Below are 1732 nucleotides of genomic sequence, written 5' to 3' on the forward strand. Positions count from 1 at the left end.
GCGTCGGTCGCAGCCGAATCGAGCAGCACGGGCAGATCACCGAGATCGGGCCGGGCGAACTTGTGCGAGGCGATCGTCATCGCGTCGACGTCGGATCCAGGCCAGGCGGAAGCGCCGGCGCCGCCGAAGCCGACGGGAAGCGACGCAGCGGCCTGCACGGCGTCCGTGTGCACGAGCGCCCCGCGCGCATGCGCCGCGGCAGCGATCTCTGGCACGGCCTGCACCGTGCCGATCTCGGCATTCGCGAGCCCCACGGAGACGAGGGTCGTGTCGGTTCGGATCGCCGCCTCGGCTTCGGCCGGGTCGACCCGCCCGCGATCGTCGACCCGCAGGATCGTGAGTGCGAAGCCCATCACGCGCTCGAGATATCGACAGCTCTCGAGCACCGACGGGTGCTCGATCGGCGTGGTGACGAGGTGCCGGCCCCGCGGGTTCGCGAGAGCGAGGCCGAGAATCGCGAGGTTGTTGGCCTCGGTGCCTCCGGAAGTGAAGACAACCTCGGCAGGCATCGCCCCGAACGCGCTCGCGATCTCCACGCGGGCGGCGTCGACGCTCGCTCTCGCGCGATGTCCCGGCGAGTGCACGCTCGAGGGATTGGCCTGCCGCTCGTCGAGAACGGCGAGCACGGCGGCGCGCGCCTCGGTCCGCAGCGGCGCGGTCGCCGCCGCATCCAGATAGCGCGACGAGGTTTCGGCTGCCGCAGTGCTCATCCCTCGTCCAGACCCGTATCGATACCCGCATCGAGACCGAGATCGAGGGCCCGCGCACCGTGCGTCAGCTGCCCGACCGAGATCACGTCGACCCCGGTCTCCGCGATGCCGGTGACGGTGTCGAGGGTCACGCCGCCGCTCGCCTCGGCGATCACCGCGCCGTCGATCAGACGCACCGCGGCCGAGAGATCGTCGAGGGAGAAGTTGTCGAGCAGCACCCCGGTGACCCCGGCGGCGAGCACGGCCTCGAGCTGGTCGAGTCGATCCACCTCGACGATGATCGAGGTGGTGTGCCCGGCGCGCTCGCGCAGCTTCGTCAATGCCGCGGTGGTCGTCTCGGGATCGACGGCCCCGAGCGCGGCCAGGTGATTGTCCTTCACCATGATCGAGTCGGAGAGCCCGAAGCGGTGGTTCGCTCCACCCCCTGCGCGCACGGCGTGCTTCTCGAGCGCGCGAAGACCCGGTGTGGTCTTGCGCGTGTCGGCGATGCGCGCCCGTGTGTGCGCGACCTTCGCGACGTAGCGCGAGGTGAGGCTCGCGATGCCGCTCATGCGTTGGGCGAAGTTCAGCGCCACGCGTTCGCCGGTGAGGATGCCGCGGGCGGGGCCCGTGATCCTCGCGAGTTCATCGCCCGCGACGAACGGCGCACCCTCGGGAGCGAGCCCCACGATCTCGACGCGCGGGTCGGTCTCGGTGAACGCTGCGACCACGAGCGGGCCGCCCGCGAAGACGCCGGCCTCGCGCGCGATGACCCGGGCCTGGAACTCCGCGCCCTCGGGGATGGCGAGTTCGGTGGTGAGGTCTCCCCACGGCGCATCCTCGGCGAGTGCCCGCCGCACGGCGGATCGGATGATCTGATCGGTCAGCACGGCACGTGCCTCCTCTGCTCCGGTACGGAATGATCGTTCTTCGTGCGGATCCCGGCGCGCGCAGGCGCGGTGGATCGCGCGGGCGGGACCCGCGTCGGCGTCTCCGCGAAATCGAAGCGGAAGGCCCGGCTGTGCGCGGCGGCGGGGTCGGGG

The 1732-nt window shown here is 71.5% G+C and carries 2 protein-coding genes; both read right to left on the reverse strand.

Annotated features, from left to right (window positions below; genetic code table 11):
* The coding region (locus ACFPZL_RS12895; protein WP_382335766.1) for a cysteine desulfurase family protein at window positions 1-710 on the reverse strand (710 nt) is incomplete at its 3' end.
* Window positions 707-1579 carry a carboxylating nicotinate-nucleotide diphosphorylase gene (gene nadC, locus ACFPZL_RS12900; RefSeq protein WP_218114988.1) on the reverse strand — a complete coding sequence of 291 codons (873 nt, stop codon included), beginning with the start codon at window positions 1577-1579 and terminating at the stop codon, window positions 707-709. The genes nadC and ACFPZL_RS12895, both read right to left, overlap by 4 nt.
* Between the last annotated feature and the right edge of the window lie 153 nt (window positions 1580-1732).

It is taken from the genome of Leucobacter soli, assembly GCF_042659205.1.
GTDB lineage: Bacteria > Actinomycetota > Actinomycetes > Actinomycetales > Microbacteriaceae > Leucobacter > Leucobacter soli.